Here is a 23,971-nt window from a genome sequence, read left to right on the forward strand (position 1 = left end):
TGTTAGGTTATCCTAAAGATAAACTTGTAAAACAGGTAATTTTTACAGAAAAGAGTCTATTTTCTATGAAAAATAGGCTTTTTTTCTAAAAATACCTAGTCAAGCGCTTTATTTTTTTGTATAATAGAAATAGTAAGTATAGATTAAAGAAGAGAAAAGCATGATTACACTATTTTTATCACCGAGTTGTACATCATGTCGTAAGGCAAAGGCTTGGTTAGAGACGCATAAAGTGCCCTTTCAAGAGCATAATATTATGACTAGTCCTTTAACAAGAAAAGAATTACAACATATTCTTTCCTTGACCGAAAATGGTACTGATGACATCATTTCAACTCGTTCAAAAATCTTCCAAAAATTAGATATTGATGTAGAGAGTATCTCGGTATCGGAGTTGCTTCAGTTAATTGAGCAATATCCTAGTCTTTTGCGTCGCCCAATTATTATAGATACCAAACGCATGCAGATCGGTTTTAATGAAGATGAGATTCGTGCTTTTCTCCCTCGTAGTTACCGTAAACAAGAATTGAAAGAAGCAACATTGAGAGCTGGTATTGGATAGATGAACAAACAGTATAGTTACCCACTAGATTTGTCGTGGAGCACTGAAGAACTTGCTTCAGTGCTTTCTTTTTTTAATGATGTTGAAGCTGCTTATGAAGATAAGGTAGAAGCTAAAAAACTGCTAGATTCTTATAAGGAATTTAAGTCTGTGGTTCCGAGCAAAAGTGAAGAAAAGCGCCTAGGCCGCGAATTTGAAACGGCTAGCGGTTATTCCTTCTATCATGCGGTTCAATTAGCAAAAGAAAAAAGAGAAGGGAAGATTTCTCTTGGAAACTAAATTTGAATTTGCCAAACAGATTGTGCAGGAAGCTGCTGCCTATATTTTGGCTCACATGAAAGAAGATTTGCAGGTTGAGCGCAAGTCTTCCCCTACTGACTTGGTGACACGTTTGGACAAGGAGGTCCAGCAACTCTTGGTTGATCGGATCAAGTCCTCCTATCCTGAGGACTTGATTTGCGCGGAAGAGGGTTGTTTACGTGCTGCAGTCGGTCAAGGTTCTGTTTGGGTGATTGATCCCATTGACGGTACCAATAATTTTGTCGCTCAGCAGGAAGATTTTGCCGTGATGTTGGCTTATTTTGAGGACGGTGTGGGCAAATTTGGTGTCATCTATGATGTCATGAAAGGTGATTGTTACCATGGTGGTGGTGCCTTTCCTCCTTGTCGTAATAATGATCCCTTACCGACTTTTAAAAAGAAACCTCTTCAAGAATTTTTAGTTGCCGGTAACTCAGGTATGTTTGAAACCAATGAGTGGGGTTTGGGTGATTTGGGTCGAGCAGCATTGGGTGTCCGTGTTTACGGCAGTGCGGCCATTAGTTTTGCCAAGGTTTTATCGGGTCGTCTTCTGACTTATATTACCTACTTGCAGCCATGGGATTACGCTGCGGCCAGTATCTTAGGGGAAAGTCTGGGGTATCGTCTTCTTACAGTATCAGGTGAGCCAGCTGATTTTAAAACGCGTCAGCCTGTCATGATGGTGCCAATCGAGATGCAAGAAGAGATTCAGTCTTATATCTACGAAAGGAAAGAAAACTAAATGCAATTTCCAAAAGGATTTGTTGAAAAATATGAAGCGATACTAGAAGATGAGGCAAGAGATTTTCTTGCCTCTTTTAAACAGGAAGCAGTATCGGCTTTTCGGGTTAATCCCTTAAAAGAAAGTCAATTGTCGTTTGCAGATGCCATTCCCCATACACCTTGGGGACACTATGGTAAGGTCTCAGGGAAGTCACCAGAGCACGTGACAGGTCTCGTTTATTCACAAGAGCCTGCAGCCCAAATGGTGGCCCAGGTGGCTCAACCAAGCCCTGGTATGAAGGTCTTGGACTTAGCTGCAGCACCAGGTGGGAAATCCACCCAACTAGCAGCTTATCTGACTAATCAGGGAGTCCTTGTTTCCAACGAAATTTCAAGCAAGCGTGCTAAGATTTTAGTGGAAAATATGGAGCGATTTGGAGCGACAAACGTTGTCGTGACCAATGAATCTGCTGGCCGCTTAGCCAAGGTTTTTAAAGGTTACTTTGATGTGATTGTTCTTGATGCCCCATGCTCGGGTGAAGGGATGTTCCGTAAGCAGCCAGATGCCATGGATTATTGGAGTACCGATTATCCTAGCCAATGTGCCAGTCTCCAAAGGGAAATTTTAGAAGATGCAGTGACCATGCTTGCAGAAGGTGGCCGTTTGGTCTATTCGACCTGTACCTGGGCGCCAGAGGAAAATGAAGAAATCATCCACTGGTTGCTGGATACTTATGAATTTGAACTGCTTCCAGTCGAGCATGTGAACGGTATGGTAGCAGGAATTGATCTTCCTGAAACTGCGCGGATGTATCCTCATCATTTCAAAGGAGAAGGTCAGTTTGTTGCCCATTTGCAGTTTAAGGGAGAAAATTCGGGACCTAAATTCAAAGCTAGCAAAAGCAATCTCAGTCGTGAACAATTGGCTCTGTGGCAAGAATTTGCCCAAAAACACTTGCGGGTCAATCTAACTGGTATCTTGCAAACTTTTGGAGATCAGCTCTATCTTTTGCCAGAGATGCTACCTGATCTAGGAAAACTCAAAATTGCTAGAAATGGCCTCCATCTGGGGACTTTTAAGAAGAAACGCTTCGAACCAAGTTTTGCTCTGGGATTAGCCTTGAAACCAAGCCAAGTAAAACAAAGGGTCGAAATCAATGATGAGGACTTTGTAAAATATGTGGCTGGTGAGACTGTTCAATTGTCTGAAGCTCGACCAAATGGATGGTATCAAGTTGTAGTTCAAGGAAACGGATTATGCTTTGCCAAGGTAACGGGAAATGTTTTGAAAAATTATTATCCAAAAGGGCTCAGATTCAGGTGAAAAAGCTAGTCAAAGAGCTTATTCTATGTTATAGTGGAAGTATGAGTTTTTTCTGATAGTCTTTCATTATTGCTTATATTATACGATGGAATTGTCCGCTCCTAAGAATGACTAGATAAAATAAAGTGAGACAACCATTGATGATAATTGGATGATCAGAACAAACGGAAGAAATCAGAACATTTATCATTATGTTCAAGGAGAATAACAGTGAAAAAAAGAAAAAAGCTCGTCATGTCTCTTGCAGCTCTTTTGATGGCAGGTTCTCTAGCAGGATGTGCTAGCTGGATTGATCGTGGAGAATCCATGACAGCCGTTGGTTCAACAGCTCTTCAGCCTCTTGTCGAAGCGACAGCAGATGAATTTGGTTCTAGAAACATCGGAAAAACAGTCAATGTTCAAGGTGGTGGATCGGGTACAGGACTATCTCAAGTCCAGTCTGGAGCAGTAGACATCGGGAACTCTGACGTTTTTGCAGAGGAAAAAGAAGGAATCGATGCTTCAGCTCTAGTAGACCACAAGGTTGCAGTGGCTGGTCTTGCAGTGATTGTAAACAAAGAAGTGGATGTTGAAAATCTCACAACCGAGCAACTTCGCAAAATCTTTACAGGTGAAGTGACCAACTGGAAAGAAGTTGGGGGCAAAGACCTGGCCATTTCAATCATCAACCGAGCAGCAAGTTCTGGTTCACGAGCGACGTTTGATACGGTGGTTATGAATGGCCAATCTGCTATGCAGAGCCAAGAGCAGGATTCTAACGGGATGGTCAAGTCGATTATATCCCAAACGCCTGGAGCCATTTCTTACCTGGCTTTTGCCTATGTAGATGACTCCGTGAAAAGCATGAAACTGAATGGATATGAACCTACATCTGAGAATGTAACGACCAACAACTGGCCTTTGTGGTCTTATGAACATATGTACACACTTGGTCAGCCAAATGAGTTAGCTGCTGAATTCCTGAATTTCGTACTCTCAGATGAAGCTCAAAATGGAATTGTTAAGGGGATGGGCTATATTTCCATCAATGAAATGAAAGTCCAAAAGGATGCTTCAGGTACCGTTACAGCAGTAGAAGGAGGTCAATAATGAATCAAGAAGAATTATCTAAAAAATTACTCTCTCCTTCAAAGAACTCTCGCCTTGAGAAGTTTGGTAAAGGTTTGACCTTCACTTGCCTTTCTTTGATTGTTATCATTGTGGCGATGATTTTGATTTTTGTAGCCCAAAAAGGCTTGTCGACCTTCTTTGTCAATGGAGTGAACATTTTTGATTTCCTCTTTGGACAAACTTGGAATCCTTCAGGAAAACAATTTGGTGCCCTTCCGATGATTTTGGGTTCCTTTATTGTGACGATTTTATCAGCCCTGATCGCAACACCCTTTGCTATCGGAGCTGCAGTCTTTATGACAGAAGTCTCACCAAAGGGTGCAAAGATTTTGCAACCAGCCATTGAACTCCTCGTCGGTATTCCTTCAGTCGTCTATGGATTTATCGGTTTGCAAGTTGTGGTGCCTTTTGTTCGTAGCGTCTTTGGTGGAACTGGTTTTGGGATTTTGTCAGGGATTTTCGTTCTTTTTGTCATGATCCTACCAACTGTAACCTTTATGACAACAGACAGCTTGCGTGCTGTTCCTCGTCATTACCGTGAAGCTAGTTTAGCTATGGGAGCCACTCGTTGGCAAACCATCTGGCGTGTGACCTTGAAAGCAGCACGTTCAGGTATTTTCACTGCAGTGGTCTTTGGGATGGCGCGTGCCTTCGGTGAAGCCCTTGCTATTCAGATGGTTGTCGGAAACTCAGCAGTTATCCCAACATCGCTAACAACACCAGCTGCAACTTTGACTTCTGTTTTGACTATGGGAATTGGGAATACCGTCATGGGAACGGTTGATAATAACGTTCTCTGGTCACTGGCCTTGGTATTGCTCTTGATGAGTTTGGCCTTTAACAGTGTGATTAAATTGATTACGAAAGAAAGAGGAAAGAAAAACTATGCACGCTAAGAAATTAGATAAACTTGCAACAGCTGTCCTCTATACCATCGCGGGTATCATCGTGACCATTTTGGCATCTTTGATTCTCTATATCTTGGTGAGAGGGTTACCGCATATCTCTTGGTCTTTCTTGACTGGGAAATCCTCCTCTTATCAAGCAGGTGGGGGTATCGGGATTCAGCTCTACAATTCCTTCTTCCTTTTGGTCATCACCTTGATCATTTCAGTTCCACTATCTATGGGAGCTGGTGTTTTCCTTGCTGAGTATGCCAAAAAAGGGCCTGTGACCAATTTTATTCGTACCTGTATTGAGATTTTGTCTTCTCTACCATCAGTCGTTGTGGGTCTCTTTGGTTACTTGATCTTTGTAGTCCAGTTTGAGTATGGATTTTCAATCATTTCAGGTGCCTTGGCCTTGACGGTCTTTAACCTCCCTCAGATGACTCGAAATGTTGAGGACAGTTTAAAACATGTTCACCATACACAACGTGAGGCTGGCTTAGCTCTTGGAATTTCTCGTTGGGAGACTGTAGTCCATGTCGTCATTCCAGAAGCCCTTCCAGGTATCGTAACGGGTGTTGTCTTGGCATCTGGTCGTATCTTTGGTGAGGCCGCTGCTCTTATCTATACGGCAGGACAATCCGCTCCAGCCCTTGACTGGTCTAACTGGAATATCCTCAGTGTTACCAGTCCTATTTCAATCTTCCGTCAAGCAGAAACCTTGGCTGTCCACATCTGGAAAGTCAATAGCGAAGGAACTATTCCAGATGCTACCATCGTATCTGCTGGTTCTGCCGCCGTGCTTCTCATCTTTATCTTGATTTTTAACTTTGGGGCACGCAAACTCGGAAGCTATTTACACAAGAAATTAACCGCTGCCTAAAGGAGAAGCCATGTCAAAATATAACTGGGATGAAAAGCATATCATCACTTTCCCTGAAGAAAAAGTGGCCCTCTCTACTAAGGATTTACATGTTTACTATGGTAAAAATGAATCCATCAAGGGCATCGATATGCAATTTGAAAAAAATAAAATTACAGCCTTGATTGGTCCTTCTGGGTCAGGGAAATCTACTTATCTTCGCAGTCTCAATCGGATGAATGATACCATTGATATTGCCAAGGTCACAGGTCAAATCCTCTACCGAGGGATTGATGTCAACCGTCCAGAAATCAATGTCTATGAGATGCGCAAGCATATCGGAATGGTCTTCCAACGTCCAAATCCATTTGCTAAGTCTATCTATCGCAACATCACTTTTGCTCATGAACGTGCAGGAGTTAAGGATAAGAAAGTCCTTGATGAAATTGTAGAAACCTCTCTAAGACAGGCTGCCCTTTGGGATCAGGTCAAAGATGACCTCCACAAATCAGCCTTGATGCTTTCTGGTGGTCAGCAACAACGTCTCTGCATCGCTCGCGCTATCTCTGTCAAGCCAGATATCCTCTTGATGGATGAACCGGCGTCAGCCTTGGATCCGATTGCGACAGCCCAACTGGAAGAAACCATGTTGGAATTGAAGAAGGACTTTACCATCATCATCGTTACCCACAGTATGCAGCAGGCTGCGCGTGCAAGTGACTACACTGGATTTTTCTACTTGGGTGATTTGATTGAGTATGATAAGACATCCAATATTTTCCAAAATGCTAAGTTACAGTCAACCAATGACTATGTAACGGGACACTTTGGTTAGAAAGGAAACGGTATGTCAGAAGCGATTTTACAGGTGTCAGACCTGTCCGTTTATTACAATAAAAAGAAGGCCTTGAATAGTGTTTCCCTTTCTTTCCAACCTAAGGAAATAACAGCCTTGATTGGTCCTTCTGGATCAGGAAAGTCCACCCTGCTCAAAGCCATCAACCGCATGGGCGATCTAAATCCTGAGGTGACAACAACTGGATCAGTGGTCTATAATGGTCACAATATCTACAGCCCCCGTACCGATACGGTTGAATTGCGTAAGGAAATTGGGATGGTCTTTCAACAGCCCAATCCCTTCCCTATGTCTATCTACGAAAATGTTGTCTATGGGCTACGTATCAATGGGGTTAAGGATAAACATGTTTTGGATGAAGCAGTAGAAAAGGCCTTGCAACGCGCTTCTATCTGGGATGAAGTAAAGGATCGTTTGCATGATTCGGCCATTGGTCTCTCAGGTGGACAACAACAACGTGTTTGTGTTGCTCGTGTCTTAGCAACCAGTCCCAAAATCATCCTCTTAGATGAACCAACTTCAGCTTTGGATCCTATTTCTGCAGGTAAGATTGAGGAAACCTTGTATGGTCTGAAGGATAAATACACCATGCTCTTGGTAACGCGTTCGATGCAACAAGCCTCACGTATCTCTGATAAAACAGGATTTTTCCTAGATGGGGATTTAATCGAGTTTAACGATACGAAGAAGATGTTCCTAGACCCGCAAAACAAGGAAACAGAAGATTATATTACAGGAAAATTTGGATAAGGAGTTGAATGATGTTACGATCTCAATTTGAAGAAGATTTGGAGAAATTGCATAACCAGTTCTATGCCATGGGACAAGAAGTGCTCTCGCAGATCAATCGTACAGTGCGTGCCTTTGTTACGCATGACCGTGATTTGGCAAAAGAAGTCATCGAAGACGATGCAGAAGTAAATGAATATGAAGTGAAGTTGGAAAAGAAATCATTTGAAATGATTGCCCTCCAACAACCTGTTTCGCAAGACCTTCGTACCGTCTTGACCGTTCTCAAGGCAGTGTCAGACGTGGAACGCATGGGAGATCATGCAGTGTCTATCGCTGAGGCGACTATTCGTATGAAGGGGGAGCAACGTATCCCTTCTGTTGAAGAAGAAATCAAAAAGATGGGACGCGACGTGAAAAACTTCGTCGAAGCAGCTCTAGATCTCTATCTCAACGGTTCTGTGGATCAAGCCTATGAAGTAGCGGCGATGGATGAAAAAATCAACCATTACTTTGATAGCATCCGAGATTTGGCTACAGAAGAAATTAGGAAAAATCCTGAAGCTATCGTTACAGGCCGTGATTACTTCCAGGTCATTTCTTTCTTGGAACGTATCGGAGACTACGCAAAGAATATCTGTGAATGGGTTGTTTACTTTGAAACGGGTAAGATTGTGGAACTATAAGAAACGGTTTAAATATACAGAAGAAAAGGCTGATTAAAATAAATCAGTCTTCTTTTTTATGAAAAGAATAGTTTTATAATCAAAATCTCTAAAAGGGTTGACAACTATTTTTAAAAGAGTTATAATTATTCAGAATTAACAGAAAGGTCGTTTATTTATGAAATTCAAGAAATGGATATTAGTTGTTTGTAGCATGCTTGCCAGCATGGTTTTGGTAGCTTGCCAGTCAGGAACAGATAGTTCCCAGTCTGCTGTGGACGCTATTAAACAAAAAGGAAAGCTAGTCGTTGCGACCAGTCCAGACTATGCACCGTTTGAATTCCAAGCCTTGGTAGATGGTAAAAACCAAGTGGTTGGGGCAGATATTGATATGGCTCAAGCGATTGCGGATGAGCTTGGGGTTAAACTTGAAATCTCTAGCATGAGTTTTGACAATGTCTTGACCAGTCTTCAAACTGGAAAGGCTGACTTGGCCATTGCAGGAATTAGTGCTACAGATGAAAGAAAGGAAGTCTTTGACTTTTCAATCCCTTACTATGAAAACAAAATGAGTTTCTTGGTTAGAAAAGCCGATTTAGACAAATACAAGGATCTTACAAGCCTCGCAAGTGCCAATATCGCAGCTCAAAAGGGAACTGTGCCAGAAACCATGGTCAAGGAACAATTGCCAAATGCCCAGTTGACATCCTTGGCCAATATGGGTGAAGCCGTCAATGAATTGCAGGCTGGAAAAGTGGATGCTGTTCATATGGATGAACCAGTTGCTCTTAGCTACGCAGGTAAAAATTCAGATCTTGTCGTTGCATCTGTTAACTTGACGATGAAAGATGGCGAAGCCAATGCCGTTGCTATCAAGAAGAATCAGTCAGACTTGAAAGCTGTAGTCGATAAGGTTATCCAAAAACTGAAAGATGACGGAACCTATCAAACTTATCTTGAAAAAGCAGCGAAACTAACAGAAGTTGAACAATAAGAAAAAGCAGAGTTGGACTTTAATCCAACTCTGTTTTTATGTATTCTAATAGCTCTTCTAGATTTTCAAGAGTAACTTTGGCGAACTGATAAGGGCAGGTATCCAAATAAGCCTCCTCAAAAAAGTCTAGTTTGAGTGAGCTGTGTTTTAAACTAGCAATCTTAGGATAGTGTCTCAAATCAAGCAAAAGGCCATCGTGTAGAGGATAGTGGGGCAAGGGACAGGAGTTTTCTTCAAGCACTTCCTTAATCTGAACCTGATAGTTCTCTTGAAGGCTCAGTCTGGCCAGTCGATTTTTTTCAAATAACTGGCTATCAATGTAAAGAGAAAGAGCCTTTTGCATGATGAGATTGCTGTCATAGTCCAGGATATTTTTGTAGGAAACAAAGGCCTCTTTTAGGGCATTTGGGAGAATGAGAGCGGTAATACGAAGGGCTGGAAAGAGACTGGTTGAGAAGGACTTGATATAAATGACCCGATCTTCAGTATCCAGATAGTGGAAGGTTTGGCCCTTCCTAGGATCTAGGTCCCCTAAATAGTCATCCTCTACGATGTATACACCATACTGGTTTGCTAGATCCAGAATAGCCTTTTTTTCCTGATCAGAATAGGAATGACCTAGGGGATAGTGGAAGCGAGGAATGGTGTAGAAAAACTTGATTTTCCCATATTTAAACTGTTCTTCCAGTTCTTCAAGGTCAATGCCATCAATACGGCGTTCAATGGTCTGGTAGGCTAATCCTTGAGCGACCAAGAGACGATTCATCCGGTGGTAGGTCGGCTGTTCGACCAAAATCTCCGCTCCCTTGCTCGGAAAGTCAATCTGAGAAAGGATAAAGAGAGCTTGCTGGGTACCAGAAGTCAGAACCAGTTGATCGGGTTTGCAGTAGAGGGCTTGGTTGAAAAGAAGTTGATGGACAGATTGTCTGAGTTCCTCAAGGCCTTCTTGGTTATCATAGTAGTTGAAGAGGTAGTTTTCTCGACCTATCAGGGTTTCGTTGACGCAGAGTCGGAAGTCGTCATAGGCACTGGCATGTTCGTCAGTGACTTCGATTTCCAAGTCTTGGTGCTGTCCTTGTTCTAGAACATAGTAGCCACTTTGGGGCTTGGCATAGAGGTATTGTTCATGGCGTAATTCCAGTAGGGCTCGTTGGACTGTGTCCTTGCTACAGTGGAAGTCTTGGCTCAGTTGACGGATGGAGGGTAGCCGGCTACCTGTTGGAAATTTTCCTGATTCGATCCCTTTTTTGAGAAAGGAAACGACTGCTTGGTATTTACTTTCTTTCTTCATTCCAGACCTCCGTTGATTTTGTTACATTGTACCTTTTTTTTGCCTACTTGGCAATGGGAAAAGCATTCCCCCTTTCACAACTAGGAGCAAATGTGGTATACTTAGAAAGTATGATGATTCATTGAACAGAAGATAAGAAAGAGAATGGATAGAAAAGTGCAGGAACCGGTTAAATTATTTCAATACAATACTTTAGGTGCCCTAATGGCAGGTCTCTATGGTGGAACCATGACAGTGGGAGAATTGCTGGAACATGGTGACCTTGGTTTGGGAACCCTTGATTCGATTGATGGGGAGTTGATCGTCCTTGATGGCAAGGCTTATCAAGCCAAGGGGTCTGGTCAAACGCCTGAAATCGTTGAGGTGGCAGCGGATGCTCTTATTCCCTATGCAGCAGTGGTTCCTCATCAGGCAGAAGTGATTTTTCGTCAGCGCTTTGAGATGACGGACAAGGAATTGGAAAAGCGAATTGAGTCCTACTATGATGGGGAGAATCTCTTTCGTTCCATCAAGATTCATGGCGAATTTTCACAAATGCACGTACGTATGATTCCTAAATCCACACCTGATACCAAGTTTGCTGATGTCGCGACTCACCAACCTGAATATAGCCGTGAAAATGTATCGGGAACCATTGTTGGATTTTGGACACCTGAGATTTTCCATGGGGTGAGTGTTGCAGGCTATCATTTGCATTTTATCTCAGATGATTTGACCTTTGGTGGGCATGTGATGGACTTTGTTATCAAAGAAGGAATGATCGAGGTTGGGGCAGTCGACCAGTTGGACCAACGTTTTCCAGTCCAAGATCGCCAGTATTTATTTGCCAAATTTAACGTTGACGAGATGAAGAAAGATATTGATAAGTCAGAATAGGAGAAAAAGATGACAGTACATATTATCCTTACCATGATCGCTTTAGTTCTCATTCTAGTATGTGGAACTTGGTATGCCAAAAAACGGTTTAAAATCTCTCTTGCAGTGATGGGCTTGGGGGCAATCGCATTTTTTGTTTCTTCTCAAGTGTTAGAGAAGATGGTTCACCTTCTGATACTCCATCCGCAAAAAGATGGAATCATTCCGCTTATGCAGGAGCAGCCTTTCTTATATGTGCTTTATGGAATCGCCATGGCGGCCCTCTTTGAGGAAACAGCTCGTCTTGTCTTTTTTAAATGGTTGGAGAAAAAGAGAAAGCTAGAAGATCGAGATGCTTTGGCCTATGGTTTGGGACATGGGGGCTTGGAAATGCTCTATCTCGGAATGGGAAGCTTGATCAGTCTTTTGATTCTCTTTTCACTCATTCAGTCTTCAAATACTGATGTAGCCAATCTCCTTCCAAAGACTACACTCGAAACGGTCCAGTCTCTTTCTGTATGGCAGGTTTATTTACTAGGAGTTGAGCGTGTGCTTGCTCTGGTTCTACAAATTGGTCTTTCCATCTGGGTCTATCAAAGTGTTCGTCAAAAGAAATGGATCTACCTCCTTGCTGCCTATGGTTTGCATGCCTTGTTTGACTTGGCTCCAGCCTTATCTCAAGTGGGATGGATTGCAAATCCGCTTCTAGTTGAGTTTGTTCTTCTCGTAGAACTTTTAGTCTTTATCTGGCTGACAAAATCTACATTTTGGAAAAAATCATAAAAAGAGGGGTGACCTCTTTTTTTATGTAATGATAAAACAAGCTCTTTTTATGGTCGTCAAATGTCTCTAAAAATGGTATAATGGAATGAATTTTGAAAAAGGAAGAGTGACATGTTAGTAAAAGAAAAAATGCTTGAAATCTTAGAAGGAATCGATATTCGTTTTAAGGAACCTTTGAAGACCTATACCTATACAAAGGTAGGAGGTCGAGCGGATTATCTAGTTTTGCCACGCAATCGCTATGAGATGGCCCGTGTCGTCCAATTTGCCAATCAAGAGAATATTCCTTGGATGGTGCTAGGAAATGCTAGTAACATCATCGTTCGTGAAGGTGGAATCCGTGGTTTTGTCATCTTGTGTGATAAGCTTAATAACGTTTCGGTTGATGGCTATACCATCGAAGCAGAAGCTGGAGCAAACTTGATTGAAACGACACGTATTGCCCTTCGTCATAGTTTGACTGGTTTTGAGTTTGCTTGTGGGATTCCTGGAAGCATCGGTGGAGCTGTCTTTATGAATGCGGGTGCTTACGGAGGTGAGATTGCTCATATCTTGCAGTCTTGTCAAGTTTTGACCAAGGAAGGGGAAATCGAGACCTTGTCAGTCAAGGACTTGGCTTTTGGTTACCGCCATTCAGCTATTCAGGATTCTGGGGCCATTGTCTTGTCAGCTAAATTTGCCCTAGCCCCAGGAAATCATCAAGTTATCAAGCAAGAGATGGATCGCTTGACGCACCTACGTGAACTCAAACAACCTTTAGAATACCCATCTTGCGGTTCAGTCTTTAAGCGTCCAGTCGGGCATTTTGCAGGACAATTGATTTCAGAAGCTGGTTTGAAGGGCTACCGTATCGGTGGTGTCGAAGTCTCAGAAAAACATGCAGGCTTTATGATTAATGTAGCCGATGGAACTGCAAGAGATTATGAAGACTTAATTGAGTCTGTCATTGAAAAAGTTAAAGAACATTCAGGTGTTACCTTAGAGCGAGAAGTTCGTATCCTGGGTGAACACGAATAACATTATTTTTACATAGCATTCAAAGATTGGGATTTTATCGCTAAATGAGGTTTAGGTCATTTTATTTCCTACGCTTGTGTCTAGCATTCTAACAAGGTCCCAATCTGTTAATTTACGAAGAAGAAGGAATTTAGAGGAATTGAAAAAACCAATTATTGAATTCAAAAACGTCTCTAAAGTTTTTGAAGACAGCAATACCAAGGTTCTTAAAGACATTAACTTTGAGTTGGAAGAAGGGAAGTTCTACACTCTTTTAGGCGCATCTGGTTCAGGAAAATCAACCATACTGAACATCATTGCAGGTTTACTGGATGCGACGACAGGGGATATTTTACTGGATGGGGTACGGATCAACGACATTCCAACCAACAAGCGAGACGTCCATACGGTCTTCCAATCCTATGCCTTGTTTCCACATATGAATGTGTTTGAAAATGTTGCCTTTCCACTCCGCTTGCGTAAAGTCGGCAAGAAAGAAATTGAGCAGCGTGTAGCGGAAGTTCTCAAGATGGTTCAGCTGGAAGGTTATGAAAAACGTTCCATCCGTAAACTCTCTGGAGGACAACGTCAGCGTGTGGCTATCGCCCGTGCCATTATCAACCAACCTCGTGTGGTTTTGTTGGACGAGCCCTTGTCAGCGCTGGACTTGAAATTGCGAACAGACATGCAGTACGAACTGCGTGAACTGCAACAACGATTGGGGATTACCTTTGTCTTTGTCACTCACGATCAGGAGGAAGCTCTGGCAATGAGTGACTGGATTTTCGTTATGAATGATGGCGAGATTGTGCAGTCAGGAACGCCTGTGGATATCTATGATGAGCCGATCAACCACTTTGTTGCCACCTTTATCGGTGAGTCCAACATCTTGCCAGGGACCATGATTGAAGACTATTTGGTTGAGTTCAATGGCAAACGCTTTGAAGCGGTCGATGGGGGGATGAAGCCAAATGAGCCTGTTGAGGTTGTCATTCGTCCAGAGGACTTGCGCATTACTCTTCCAGAAGAAGGCAAGCTCCAAGTTAAGGTTGATACCCAGCTCTTCCGTGGAGTTCACTATGAGATTATCGCCTATGACGAACTCCGAAATGAATGGATGATCCACTCGACTCGTAAGGCCATTGTGGGTGAGGAAATCGGTCTGGACTTTGAACCAGAAGACATCCACATCATGCGTCTCAACGAAACCGAAGAAGAGTTCGATGCTCGTATCGAAGAATACGTAGAAATCGAAGAGCAAGAAGCAGGTCTGATTAACGCGATCGAGGAGGAAAGAGATGAAGAAAACAACCTCTAAACTCTTTGTAGTGCCCTACATGCTTTGGATTGCCCTCTTTGTTCTCGCACCCTTGGTCTTGATTTTCGGTCAATCCTTTTTCAACATTGAAGGGCAGTTTAGTTTAGAAAACTATAAATCCTACTTTGCGTCACAAAACTTGACCTATCTCAAAATGAGCTTCAACTCTGTGCTTTATGCAGGGATTGTCACCTTGGTAACACTGCTCATCAGCTATCCAACAGCCCTCTTTTTGACTCGTCTCAAGCACCGTCAACTCTGGCTCATGCTGATTATCTTGCCAACCTGGATCAATCTGCTCCTTAAGGCCTATGCCTTTATCGGAATTTTTGGTCAAAATGGCTCTATTAACCAATTTTTGGAATTTATCGGAATCGGTTCGCAGCAATTGCTCTTTACGGATTTCTCCTTTATCTTTGTCGCAAGCTACATCGAGCTTCCCTTTATGATTTTGCCGATTTTCAATGTCTTGGATGATATGGATAACAATCTCATCAATGCCAGCTATGACCTCGGTGCGACCAAGTGGGAAACTTTCCGCCATGTTATCTTCCCCCTTTCTATGAACGGGGTGAGAAGTGGGGTTCAGTCTGTCTTTATCCCTAGTTTGAGTCTCTTCATGCTGACACGTTTGATTGGTGGGAACCGCGTTATCACGCTGGGAACGGCTATTGAGCAGAACTTTCTAACCAATGACAACTACGGTATGGGTTCTACCATCGGTGTGATCCTCATCCTGACCATGTTTCTCACCATGTGGGTGACCAAGGAAAGGAGAGAACGATGAAAAAATTTGCCAATCTCTACCTAGCCTTTGTCTTTATCATCCTTTATTTGCCGATTTTTTACTTGATTGGCTATGCCTTTAATGCTGGCGATGATATGAACAGCTTTACAGGCTTTAGCTTGAGCCATTTTAAAACCATGTTTGGTGATGGTCGCCTCATGTTGATCCTCACCCAAACCTTTTTCTTGGCCTTTTTATCAGCCTTGATTGCGACCATTATCGGGACTTTTGGTGCTATCTATATCTACCAGTCTCGTAAGAAATACCAAGAAGCCTTTTTATCACTCAATAATATCCTCATGGTTGCGCCTGACGTTATGATTGGTGCCAGCTTCTTGATTCTCTTTACCCAGCTTAAGTTTTCACTTGGATTTTTGACGGTTCTATCTAGTCACGTGGCCTTTTCCATCCCTATCGTAGTCTTGATGGTCTTGCCTCGCCTCAAGGAAATGAATGATGATATGATTCACGCGGCTTATGACCTAGGTGCCAGCCAGTTTCAGATGTTTAAAGAAATCATGCTTCCGTACCTGACACCGTCTATCATTGCAGGTTATTTCATGGCTTTCACCTATTCGCTGGATGACTTTGCCGTGACCTTCTTCGTAACGGGAAATGGTTTTTCAACCCTGTCAGTCGAGATTTACTCTCGCGCTCGTAAGGGAATCTCGTTAGAAATCAATGCACTGTCTGCCCTTGTCTTTCTCTTTAGTATTATCCTAGTTGTAGGTTATTACTTTATCTCACGTGAGAAGGAGGAGCAAGCATGAAAAAACTCTATTCATTTTTAGCAGGAATTGCAGCGATTATCCTTGTCTTGTGGGGGATTGCGTCTCATCTAGATAGTAAAATCAACAGTCGAGATAGCCAAAAACTGGTTATCTACAACTGGGGAGACTACATTGATCCAGAACTTTTGGAGAAATTCACAGAAGAAACAGGGATCCAAGTCCAGTACGAGACCTTTGACTCCAACGAAGCCATGTATACCAAGATCAAGCAGGGTGGAACAACCTATGATATTGCCATCCCAAGTGAATACATGATCAACAAGATGAAGGACGAAGACCTCTTAGTTCCGCTTGATTATTCAAAAATTGAAGGCATCGAGAATATCGGACCAGAGTTCCTCAACCAGTCTTTTGACCCGGGAAATAAATTCTCCATTCCTTACTTCTGGGGAACCTTGGGAATTGTTTACAATGAAACCATGGTGGAGGAGGCACCTGAGCATTGGGATGACCTCTGGAAACCAGAATACAAGGATTCCATCATGCTCTTTGATGGGGCGCGTGAGGTGCTGGGACTCGGGCTTAACTCACTCGGTTACAGTCTCAACTCCAAGGATCCTCAGCAGCTGGAAGAGACAGTGGATAAGCTCTACGAACTGACTCCAAATATCAAGGCAATTGTGGCGGACGAGATGAAGGGTTACATGATTCAGAACAACGCCGCTATCGGTGTGACTTTCTCTGGGGAAGCTAGGCAGATGTTGGAGAAAAATCCTAACCTCAAGTATGTCGTTCCGACTGAGGCCAGCAATCTCTGGTTTGATAACATGGTCATTCCAAAAACCGTGAAAAACCAAGATGCTGCCTATGCCTTTATCAACTTTATGTTGAAACCCGAAAATGCTCTGAAAAATGCGGAGTATGTAGGCTACTCAACACCAAACCTACCAGCCAAGGAAATGCTCCCAGAGGAGACCAAGGAAGATAAATCATTCTATCCTGATGCTGATACCATGAAACACCTAGAAGTTTATGAGAAATTTGACCATAAATGGACAGGAAAATACAGCGACCTCTTCCTACAATTTAAAATGTATCGGAAGTAGGAATTAAATGTAAGAAAACGAATCAGTCAAGCTGGTTCGTTTTTTTGAATCAGATGGAAGTGTCAGCATGAAATTGAAAAATTCAATTCTTAATAAACCTTTGAAAAAATATTTAAGCTCTTGACCGTTATTAAGACCTTCTGTATAATGATATAGGAGAGAGATTATGCAAAGTTCTCCGTATAAATAAAAGAGAAATACAATATGAATGAAAAGATATATTTGAAGGATATTTTTAGATTTAATGAGTTATTGTCACAATCGGAGTACAAGGGATATCGTATTAAATTACGATTTAACAAGAATTGGGATGATTATAGTTTTGTTGATGATTATATCAGTGGATCTGAAGATTTTTTACCATGGATTTTAAGTAATGGATCAGATAAAAAAAGTCGAAATCGTAGAAATGAAATTCAGTTTCAATTTATAGAAGTAGAGTATCATAGATGGCTTTTTGTTGGTGCCTATCTTATAAAAGAAACGAATAGTCAGATAAAGCAAGTGACCTATGGGAACCATCATGTTAAGTTCGCTTTAGCTGAACGATTGAAAGAGTATGATAAGTTTATAGAAAAAGTTTTGGTCAATCATACTAATACAGGTCAATCATGGTTTTATGTTAATCCTAAAATAATTGAATCAGTTGTAGTAGAATCTGTAAGCAGTATTTCCTATTTTAATCAAACGTCTCATTTTCCTGGTTATGAAAACATCTCATTTTCTTATCAAGAATTAAAAGAAAAATTGGTCGAATAGTTCTTGGAGACAATATCTATCAGCTGTTTATGGTGTTTATGTCATTACTGATGCTAAGACAGGAAAGCTCTATGTCGGTTCTGCTTATGGAGATAATGGAGTCTATGGAAGATGGTCTGCATACTTAAGTGAAGGTTATGATAAATCCGAAATGGAAGAAAATCGTTATCCGAATAAAAGATTGTGTGAAATAGTCGAAAAATATGGAATCAGCTATATTAAAAAGTATTTCCAATATAGTTTATTAGAGATTTTTCCAAAGAATGAAGTTGGGAAACAAAAGGCACTCCAACGTGAAAGATATTGGAAGAAAGTATTAAAATCAAAGGAACATGGTTATAATGCCAATTAGGAGGCAAGAAAATGGCGAAAAAATTTGCAACTGGTAATTCAGATAGATTATTTAAAGATTTAGAGATTTCAGAACTAAAAGAACAAAATATCATATTAGAACGTCAAGGTGAGAGGGAGGAGGAACGTTTCTACGAAAATAGAATTTATCAAATTAAATTACAGATGGCACAAGCTACAGATGAACAACAGTTAGTTCTACTTGAAGAGATGTTGAGTCAAGAAATAGCCAATCTAGAAGAAGTTAAAGAAATTAATAGACAAAATGAAAAAAGACGAAGAATGATGTATTTTATTCCTTTTATTCTTTGTTTTTTTATTTTTTATAGTAGTTGCATTGTACATCTTATTTACTCCGAGCAAAAAAATAATGAAGATAAAACTGCTATTTTGAATAATAGTTCTAATGTTGTATCTTCAACCTCCACAAGTTCTACAAAGCAAGCATCTCTTGGTGGTAATAAATCTCAAGATAAACAAACATCATCGACAACATCTGCCAGTTCTAGTTCACAGATTTCAAAAGTATATATTGGAAACTTTATTGGCCGAAAATCAACAGATGTGGTTGCTGAACTCAAGGAGAAAAAAGTTCCTGAAAATCTTATTAAGATTGAAGAAGAAGAATCTACTGAAATGGAGCCAGGTACCATTTTGAGACAAAGTCTGTCTGAAGGAACTACTTATGATCTCAGTAAGGCGACACAAATTGTCTTGACAGTAGCCAAGAAGGCAGTAACTGTTCAAATGCCTAATTATATTGGATCAAGCCTGGAATTTACTAAGAATAACTTGACTCAAATTGTTGGTGTTAAAGAGGCCAATATTGAAATAGTGGAAGTAGGCAGTGCTCCTGAGGGTACTGCTGAAGGAACAGTAGTATCTCAAACTCCAAAAGCTGGAGAGAAAGTTGATTTGAAACGTACACGAATTAAAATTTCAATTTATAAGCCCAATAATACTCAAACATCACAAAGTAGATCTAGATAAATTAAGAGGTTAATGCAGAAGTTTATGATTCGTTGTCATCAACCTTGACGAACTCCTCCAAAAACGATATAATAAGAAAGTTGAGAATTGATTTTCAGTTGTCTTAGTTCAGAGAAATGGCGGTGCTGCGAGCCATCTAAGGTAGGAAGTCATGCTACTCAATCAGACAATTGCATAAGAATAAGAGAATGACAAGTTCATTGAATGAAGGTGGTACCGCGGTTTTTCGCCCTTCGTGATGTGAGCTTGTCTTTTGATTTTTGGAGGTGTTTATGAAGACATTTCTCGTGAAACAAAAGTTTCGTCTTGGGGGCGAACGCTTCGATATCAAGGATGATAGAGGTGTGGTAAACTATCAGGTGGAGGGCTCTTTCTTCCAAATTCCTAAGACCTTTACCATCTATGACGCCTATGGTGAGCAAATCAGTGAGATTAGTAAAGAATTTTTCACCTTGCTTCCTCGCTTTACTATTCAGCTACGAAATGGTTCCAATTTCGTCATTCGTAAGAAGTTGACCTTCTTTCGAGATAAGTATGAGTTTGACAATCTGGGGCTTCGTATCGAGGGCAATATCTGGGATTTGAATTTCAAATTGTTGGATGACCGCGACCAAGTGATTGCCGAGATTCGGAAAGAGATTTTCCATTTGACATCAACTTACACCGTAACCGTCTATGAAGACTCTTATGCAGACCTAGTCATTTCCCTCTGTGTCGCGATTGACTATGTGGAGATGCTGGAAAGCCAATCAAATTAAACAAGTAATAAGGAGATATTATGAAACAACTATCTAGTGCTCAAGTTCGCCAAATGTGGCTAGATTTCTGGGCAAGCAAAGGCCACTCTGTAGAACCATCAGTCAGCTTGGTTCCTGTAAATGACCCAACTCTTTTGTGGATTAACTCTGGGGTAGCAACCCTTAAGAAATACTTTGACGGAACCATTATCCCTGAAAATCCACGTATTACCAATGCGCAAAAAGCTATCCGTACCAACGATATCGAAAATGTCGGAAAAACTGCCCGTCACCATACCATGTTTGAAATGTTGGGGAACTTCTCTATCGGGGATTACTTCCGTGATGAAGCCATCACTTGGGCTTATGAGCTTTTGACAAGCCCAGAATGGTTTGACTTTCCAGCTGATAAACTCTACATGACCTACTATCCAGAAGATAAGGATTCTTACAACCGCTGGATTGAAGTAGGAGTGGACCCAAGTCACTTGATTCCAATCGAAGATAACTTCTGGGAAATCGGTGCGGGACCTTCTGGACCTGATACTGAGATCTTCTTTGACCGTGGAGAAGCCTTTGACCCAGAAAACATCGGTATTCGCCTGCTTGCAGAAGATATCGAAAACGACCGTTACATCGAAATCTGGAATATCGTTTTGTCACAATTTAACGCTGACCCTGCTGTTCCTCGTAGCGAGTACAAGGAATTGCCACATAAAAACATCGATACGGGCGCTGGTTTGGAGCGTTTGGTGGCCGTTATCCAAGGAGCTAAGACAAACTTTGAAACGGACCTCTTCATGCCGATTATTCGTGAAGTTGAGAAATTATCTGGTAAGGTCTACGACCAAGATGGCGACAACATGAGCTTCAAGGTCATTGCTGACCATATCCGTTCTCTTTCATTTGCCATCGGTGATGGTGCCCTTCCTGGAAATGAAGGTCGTGGTTATGTTCTTCGTCGTTTGCTTCGTCGTGCTTCTATGCACGGTCAAAAATTGGGTATCAACGAGCCTTTCCTTTACAAACTCGTTCCAACTGTTGGAAAAATCATGGAAAGCTACTACCCAGAAGTGCTTGAAAAACGTGACTTTATCGAAAAAATCGTTAAGAGCGAAGAAGAGTCATTTGCCCGTACCCTTCATTCAGGTCAACACTTTGCCCAAGGCATCGTAGCTGACTTGAAAGAAAAAGGTCAATCTGTTATCGCTGGGCAAGATGTCTTCAAACTCTACGATACATACGGATTCCCAGTTGAATTGACAGAAGAAATCGCTGAAGAAGCTGGGATGACTGTAGACCGTGAAGGTTTTGAAGCAGCCATGAAAGAGCAGCAAGAACGTGCGCGTGCGTCAGCTGTCAAAGGTGGCTCAATGGGAATGCAAAATGAAACCCTTCAAAACATTACAGTGGAAAGTGTCTTCAACTACAATGCCAGCCAATTGCCTTCTAAGTTGGTGGCTATCGTAGCGGACAATGCTGAAGTAGAAGCTGTATCTGAAGGAACTGCCTCTCTTATCTTTGCAGAGACTCCATTCTACGCTGAAATGGGTGGACAAGTAGCTGACCACGGTCAAATCTTGGATGCTAAAGGAAATGTCGTAGCGACTGTAACGGACGTGCAAAAAGCACCAAACGGACAAGCTCTTCATACTGTCGAAGTTCTTGCACCACTTGCTTTGAATCAAGAATATACCTTGGCAATCGATACTAATCGCCGTCACCGTGTCATGAAAAACCACACAGCGACTCACTTGCTCCATGCGGCTCTTCACAATATCCTTGGCCACCATGCAACTCAAGCAGGATCTCTGAACGAAGTAGAATTCCTACGCTTTGACTTCACTCACTTCCAAGCCGTAACTCCTGAAGAGTTGCGCGCCATTGAACAGCAAGTCAATGAGAAAATCTGGGAAGCAATTGCAGTAGAGACTATTGAAACAGATATTGACACTGCTAAAGAAATGGGAGCTATGGCCCTCTTTGGTGAGAAATACGGTAAGGAAGTCCGTGTTGTAACCATTGGTGACTACTCAGTGGAACTTTGTGGTGGTACCCACGTTGGCAACACTTCTGAGATTGGTCTCTTCAAGATTGTCAAAGAAGAAGGAATCGGATCAGGAACTCGCCGTATCTTGGCAGTAACTGGTAAGGAAGCCTTTGAAGCTTATCGCGAACAAGAAGATGCTCTGAAAGCAGTAGCAGCAACCTTGAAAGCACCTCAACTCAAGGAAGTACCTCACAAAGTCGAAGGACTTCAAGAGCAACTCCGCCAATTGCAAAAAGAAAATGCAGAATTGAAGGAAAAAGCAGCAGCAGCCGCCGCAGGTGATGTCTTCAAGGATGTGAATGAAGCAAATGGTCACCGTTACATTGCAAGCCAGGTTTCTGTATCAGACGCAGGTGCCCTTCGTACCTTTGCGGACAACTGGAAACAAAAAGACTACTCTGATGTGCTTGTTCTTGTCGCAGCCATCGGTGACAAGGTGAACGTTCTTGTAGCTAGCAAGACAAAAGATGTGCATGCAGGAAACCTTGTCAAAGAATTGGCTCCAATCGTCGATGGACGTGGTGGTGGTAAACCAGACATGGCCATGGCAGGAGGAAGCAACCAAGCGAAAATCCAAGACTTGTTGGATGCAGTAGCAGGTAAATTATAAGACAATGAAGATCTATCCATTAGGGTAGGTCTTTTTGTGATTGCAAAAAAGCCAAATCCGGTTGGATCTGGCTTGTAACTGATAGATTTATTTTGCCGCCCAGACACTGACTGAACCCGCTGCTACTGGAAATTCTCCATAACCTTCAGCATTGATTGTAACTTGTGCTGGATGATTTTCAAGGAGGTCAATAAAGGTTTGTTCAGCCCATTCTTGCCCGACAAACATAGCCTTGCTGTTTTCTTGGTCATTTGAGATAAGGACAGCGATTGGGGATTGATGTTCAGCACCTGAACGTACCCATCCGATACAGTTGGCATCGTCAAAGTAGTCTGTTTGCTCTCCATAGGCCATGTCTTTTCGGATGGTTAGGAGACGATCAAGAACTTCTCTGAAATCTTGTTGAGCAAATTGCCCTGAAATGCCGTAATAGTCTCCATAAAAGACACATGGAAGACCTTGCTCACGAAGAAGGATAAGGGCATAGGCTGCTGGCTTAAACCATTCTTCAACAGTAGACTCAAGGGCCTGTCCTCGTTGAGTATCATGGTTGTCAACGAAAGTGACAGCCTTGTCAGGCTTGAGTTCAACCAAGCTATCAGTAAAGATAGTACGAAGGTCGTAGCTTGCTCCAGCCTGACTAGCTTCAAAGAGGTTTTGGTGGAGTCGAACATCGACAAGGTCAAAACGTTCTTCTGTTTTCTCAAGATAGTCTAGATTGGCTTCCTTGTCTGGATTCCAAAATTCCCCAAAAACATAGAAATCTTGACCGTATTTTTCCTTCATATCACGGATGAAATTGCCCATAAAGAAGGAGTCGATGTGCTTAACGGCATCCAAACGGAAACCAGCCACACCAGTCGTTTCCATGAACCAGTCAGCCCAGTCATAGATGTTTTGGATGACTTCAGGATGCTTAAAGTCTAGGTCAGCATACATGAGGTAGTCGTAGTTACCGTTTTCGTTATCGACCAATTCCTCATTTGCCCAGCCCTTGTTGTCCCCCTGGATCAGGTAAATGCCAGACTTACGGCGCTTGGCATCATAGTCTGTACCTGTGAAGTGGTACCAGTGCCAGTGGAAGTCATTGTAGATATCTTGGCGGCCATCGAAAGTAAAGTGAGTCCAGCCGTTGATAGTAAAGGGCTCGCTTAGTTGAACAGTACGATCCTCAGGATCCACTTCAATAACCTGAAAGGCTTCCATATGATCGGCAGCAGCCTTGTGATTGAGCACCACATCAGCCATAGGTTGAATTCCCTGTGCCTTTAGGGCTTGAATGGCCTGAAGATAGTCTTCTTTAAACCCATACTTGGTACGGACAGTCCCTTTTTGGTGAAATTCGCCTAGGTCAAAAAGATCGTAAACACCATAGCCTACATCTTTTTCGTTGGTTGCCTTGAAGGCAGGTGGCATCCAGACATGGCTGATACCAAGGTTTGCTAGGTGCTCTGCGTCATTTGTTAGTCTAGCCCAGTGCTGGCCGTCATGAGGCAGATACCATTCAAAGTATTGCATAAGTGTCTGATTTTGCATTGTTTTTCCTCTTGCTTATCAATGTTGTGTTTTATTCTACCATAAAGTTTAGAACTAGG

General features: G+C 42.1%; 24 protein-coding genes and 1 pseudogene. 23 read left to right on the plus strand and 2 right to left on the minus strand.

The window, feature by feature from the left end:
• The first annotated feature begins 160 nt into the window (after positions 1-160).
• From SOR_RS03545 to SOR_RS03595, 11 genes are all read left to right on the plus strand, one after another.
• Positions 161-562, plus strand: a complete 402-nt coding sequence (locus tag SOR_RS03545) for a Spx/MgsR family RNA polymerase-binding regulatory protein (protein WP_000631261.1) — start codon at positions 161-163, stop codon at positions 560-562.
• On the plus strand, positions 563-841 hold the full coding sequence (locus SOR_RS03550; protein WP_001041959.1) for a UPF0223 family protein: 279 nt from the start codon (positions 563-565) through the stop codon (positions 839-841).
• On the plus strand, positions 831-1,604 hold the full coding sequence (locus tag SOR_RS03555; RefSeq protein WP_000448236.1) for an inositol monophosphatase family protein: 774 nt from the start codon (positions 831-833) through the stop codon (positions 1,602-1,604). Before SOR_RS03550 ends, SOR_RS03555 begins: the two co-directional genes overlap by 11 nt.
• Positions 1,605-2,909 carry an RsmF rRNA methyltransferase first C-terminal domain-containing protein gene (locus SOR_RS03560; RefSeq protein ID WP_001160294.1) on the plus strand — a complete coding sequence of 435 codons (1,305 nt, stop codon included), beginning with the start codon at positions 1,605-1,607 and terminating at the stop codon, positions 2,907-2,909.
• A 210-nt stretch (positions 2,910-3,119) separates the two neighbouring features.
• Positions 3,120-3,998, plus strand: a complete 879-nt coding sequence (locus SOR_RS03565; RefSeq protein ID WP_000746364.1) for a phosphate ABC transporter substrate-binding protein PstS — start codon at positions 3,120-3,122, stop codon at positions 3,996-3,998.
• On the plus strand, positions 3,998-4,915 hold the full coding sequence (gene pstC / locus SOR_RS03570) for a phosphate ABC transporter permease subunit PstC (protein ID WP_001070951.1): 918 nt from the start codon (positions 3,998-4,000) through the stop codon (positions 4,913-4,915). The genes SOR_RS03565 and pstC overlap by 1 nt, the downstream gene beginning before the upstream one ends.
• Entirely contained in the window at positions 4,905-5,789 is an 885-nt protein-coding gene (pstA, locus tag SOR_RS03575) for a phosphate ABC transporter permease PstA (protein ID WP_000543055.1), read from the plus strand. The genes pstC and pstA overlap by 11 nt, the downstream gene beginning before the upstream one ends.
• A gap of 10 nt (positions 5,790-5,799) precedes the next feature.
• On the plus strand, positions 5,800-6,603 hold the full coding sequence (gene pstB, locus SOR_RS03580) for a phosphate ABC transporter ATP-binding protein PstB (RefSeq protein ID WP_000049851.1): 804 nt from the start codon (positions 5,800-5,802) through the stop codon (positions 6,601-6,603).
• A gap of 12 nt (positions 6,604-6,615) precedes the next feature.
• Positions 6,616-7,374, plus strand: coding sequence for a phosphate ABC transporter ATP-binding protein PstB (gene pstB, locus SOR_RS03585; protein ID WP_001287327.1), 759 nt, complete (start codon positions 6,616-6,618; stop codon positions 7,372-7,374).
• Positions 7,375-7,385: 11 nt separating this feature from the next.
• Entirely contained in the window at positions 7,386-8,039 is a 654-nt protein-coding gene (gene phoU / locus SOR_RS03590; RefSeq protein ID WP_000946469.1) for a phosphate signaling complex protein PhoU, read from the plus strand.
• A 157-nt stretch (positions 8,040-8,196) separates the two neighbouring features.
• Positions 8,197-9,012: an ABC transporter substrate-binding protein gene (locus SOR_RS03595; RefSeq protein ID WP_009013941.1), complete on the plus strand. Its 816-nt coding sequence runs from the start codon at positions 8,197-8,199 to the stop codon at positions 9,010-9,012.
• Positions 9,013-9,031: 19 nt separating this feature from the next.
• Here SOR_RS03595 and SOR_RS03600 read toward each other — a convergent pair whose 3' ends face one another.
• Positions 9,032-10,303 (minus strand): aminotransferase-like domain-containing protein, encoded by a 1,272-nt coding sequence (locus tag SOR_RS03600; RefSeq protein ID WP_000712275.1) that lies wholly within the window; start codon positions 10,301-10,303, stop codon positions 9,032-9,034.
• Between the two features lie 144 nt (positions 10,304-10,447).
• On the opposite strand from SOR_RS03600, the gene budA reads away from it, so the two are divergent.
• From budA to alaS, 12 genes and pseudogenes are all read left to right on the plus strand, one after another.
• The gene (gene budA, locus SOR_RS03605) at positions 10,448-11,179 is read left to right on the plus strand and encodes an acetolactate decarboxylase (protein ID WP_000375405.1); all 732 of its coding nucleotides are present in this window, start codon (positions 10,448-10,450) and stop codon (positions 11,177-11,179) included.
• A gap of 9 nt (positions 11,180-11,188) precedes the next feature.
• Positions 11,189-11,941: a YhfC family intramembrane metalloprotease gene (locus SOR_RS03610; protein WP_000215869.1), complete on the plus strand. Its 753-nt coding sequence runs from the start codon at positions 11,189-11,191 to the stop codon at positions 11,939-11,941.
• A gap of 111 nt (positions 11,942-12,052) precedes the next feature.
• Positions 12,053-12,958, plus strand: a complete 906-nt coding sequence (murB, locus tag SOR_RS03615; protein ID WP_000960417.1) for a UDP-N-acetylmuramate dehydrogenase — start codon at positions 12,053-12,055, stop codon at positions 12,956-12,958.
• 139 nt (positions 12,959-13,097) lie between these two features.
• On the plus strand, positions 13,098-14,255 hold the full coding sequence (locus SOR_RS03620; protein WP_000742907.1) for an ABC transporter ATP-binding protein: 1,158 nt from the start codon (positions 13,098-13,100) through the stop codon (positions 14,253-14,255).
• Positions 14,236-15,042: an ABC transporter permease gene (locus SOR_RS03625; protein WP_000754115.1), complete on the plus strand. Its 807-nt coding sequence runs from the start codon at positions 14,236-14,238 to the stop codon at positions 15,040-15,042. The genes SOR_RS03620 and SOR_RS03625 overlap by 20 nt, the downstream gene beginning before the upstream one ends.
• On the plus strand, positions 15,039-15,812 hold the full coding sequence (locus tag SOR_RS03630) for an ABC transporter permease (protein WP_000712716.1): 774 nt from the start codon (positions 15,039-15,041) through the stop codon (positions 15,810-15,812). The genes SOR_RS03625 and SOR_RS03630 overlap by 4 nt, the downstream gene beginning before the upstream one ends.
• Entirely contained in the window at positions 15,809-16,879 is a 1,071-nt protein-coding gene (locus tag SOR_RS03635; protein ID WP_000737935.1) for an ABC transporter substrate-binding protein, read from the plus strand. Before SOR_RS03630 ends, SOR_RS03635 begins: the two co-directional genes overlap by 4 nt.
• A 204-nt stretch (positions 16,880-17,083) precedes the next feature.
• A complete protein-coding gene (locus tag SOR_RS10320; protein WP_013670195.1) occupies positions 17,084-17,638 on the plus strand; it encodes a hypothetical protein in 555 nt (184 codons plus the stop codon).
• 43 nt (positions 17,639-17,681) lie between these two features.
• Complete coding sequence (locus tag SOR_RS10325; protein ID WP_232501620.1) at positions 17,682-17,990, plus strand: GIY-YIG nuclease family protein; 309 nt, start codon at positions 17,682-17,684, stop codon at positions 17,988-17,990.
• Positions 17,991-18,523: 533 nt separating this feature from the next.
• Positions 18,524-18,979 (plus strand): annotated as a pseudogene (locus SOR_RS10110) (PASTA domain-containing protein); the annotation flags it as partial.
• Between the two features lie 272 nt (positions 18,980-19,251).
• Positions 19,252-19,737 carry an LURP-one-related/scramblase family protein gene (locus tag SOR_RS03650; RefSeq protein WP_000847079.1) on the plus strand — a complete coding sequence of 162 codons (486 nt, stop codon included), beginning with the start codon at positions 19,252-19,254 and terminating at the stop codon, positions 19,735-19,737.
• 20 nt (positions 19,738-19,757) lie between these two features.
• Complete coding sequence (gene alaS / locus SOR_RS03655) at positions 19,758-22,376, plus strand: alanine--tRNA ligase (RefSeq protein WP_000811706.1); 2,619 nt, start codon at positions 19,758-19,760, stop codon at positions 22,374-22,376.
• Between the two features lie 87 nt (positions 22,377-22,463).
• Here the strand turns inward: alaS and SOR_RS03660 are convergent, their stop codons facing one another.
• The gene (locus SOR_RS03660) at positions 22,464-23,912 is read right to left on the minus strand and encodes an alpha-amylase (protein WP_001181029.1); all 1,449 of its coding nucleotides are present in this window, start codon (positions 23,910-23,912) and stop codon (positions 22,464-22,466) included.
• Positions 23,913-23,971: the final 59 nt, after the last annotated feature.

The sequence above is a fragment of the Streptococcus oralis Uo5 genome (assembly GCF_000253155.1).
Lineage (GTDB): Bacteria > Bacillota > Bacilli > Lactobacillales > Streptococcaceae > Streptococcus > Streptococcus oralis_L.

Bases quoted from the DNA above. Each gene is read 5' to 3' on its own strand.
- SOR_RS03545 (WP_000631261.1), top strand. From the start codon at position 161: ATGATTACACTATTTTTATCACCGAGTTGTACATCATGTCGTAAGGCA.
- SOR_RS03550 (WP_001041959.1), top strand. From the start codon at position 563: ATGAACAAACAGTATAGTTACCCACTAGATTTGTCGTGGAGCACTGAA.
- SOR_RS03560 (WP_001160294.1), top strand. From the start codon at position 1,605: ATGCAATTTCCAAAAGGATTTGTTGAAAAATATGAAGCGATACTAGAA.
- pstC (WP_001070951.1), top strand. From the start codon at position 3,998: ATGAATCAAGAAGAATTATCTAAAAAATTACTCTCTCCTTCAAAGAAC.
- pstA (WP_000543055.1), top strand. From the start codon at position 4,905: ATGCACGCTAAGAAATTAGATAAACTTGCAACAGCTGTCCTCTATACC.
- pstB (WP_000049851.1), top strand. From the start codon at position 5,800: ATGTCAAAATATAACTGGGATGAAAAGCATATCATCACTTTCCCTGAA.
- pstB (WP_001287327.1), top strand. From the start codon at position 6,616: ATGTCAGAAGCGATTTTACAGGTGTCAGACCTGTCCGTTTATTACAAT.
- phoU (WP_000946469.1), top strand. From the start codon at position 7,386: ATGTTACGATCTCAATTTGAAGAAGATTTGGAGAAATTGCATAACCAG.
- SOR_RS03595 (WP_009013941.1), top strand. From the start codon at position 8,197: ATGAAATTCAAGAAATGGATATTAGTTGTTTGTAGCATGCTTGCCAGC.
- SOR_RS03600 (WP_000712275.1), bottom strand. From the start codon at position 10,303: ATGAAGAAAGAAAGTAAATACCAAGCAGTCGTTTCCTTTCTCAAAAAA.
- budA (WP_000375405.1), top strand. From the start codon at position 10,448: ATGGATAGAAAAGTGCAGGAACCGGTTAAATTATTTCAATACAATACT.
- SOR_RS03610 (WP_000215869.1), top strand. From the start codon at position 11,189: ATGACAGTACATATTATCCTTACCATGATCGCTTTAGTTCTCATTCTA.
- murB (WP_000960417.1), top strand. From the start codon at position 12,053: ATGTTAGTAAAAGAAAAAATGCTTGAAATCTTAGAAGGAATCGATATT.
- SOR_RS03625 (WP_000754115.1), top strand. From the start codon at position 14,236: ATGAAGAAAACAACCTCTAAACTCTTTGTAGTGCCCTACATGCTTTGG.
- SOR_RS03630 (WP_000712716.1), top strand. From the start codon at position 15,039: ATGAAAAAATTTGCCAATCTCTACCTAGCCTTTGTCTTTATCATCCTT.
- SOR_RS03635 (WP_000737935.1), top strand. From the start codon at position 15,809: ATGAAAAAACTCTATTCATTTTTAGCAGGAATTGCAGCGATTATCCTT.
- SOR_RS10320 (WP_013670195.1), top strand. From the start codon at position 17,084: ATGAATGAAAAGATATATTTGAAGGATATTTTTAGATTTAATGAGTTA.
- SOR_RS03650 (WP_000847079.1), top strand. From the start codon at position 19,252: ATGAAGACATTTCTCGTGAAACAAAAGTTTCGTCTTGGGGGCGAACGC.
- alaS (WP_000811706.1), top strand. From the start codon at position 19,758: ATGAAACAACTATCTAGTGCTCAAGTTCGCCAAATGTGGCTAGATTTC.
- SOR_RS03660 (WP_001181029.1), bottom strand. From the start codon at position 23,912: ATGCAAAATCAGACACTTATGCAATACTTTGAATGGTATCTGCCTCAT.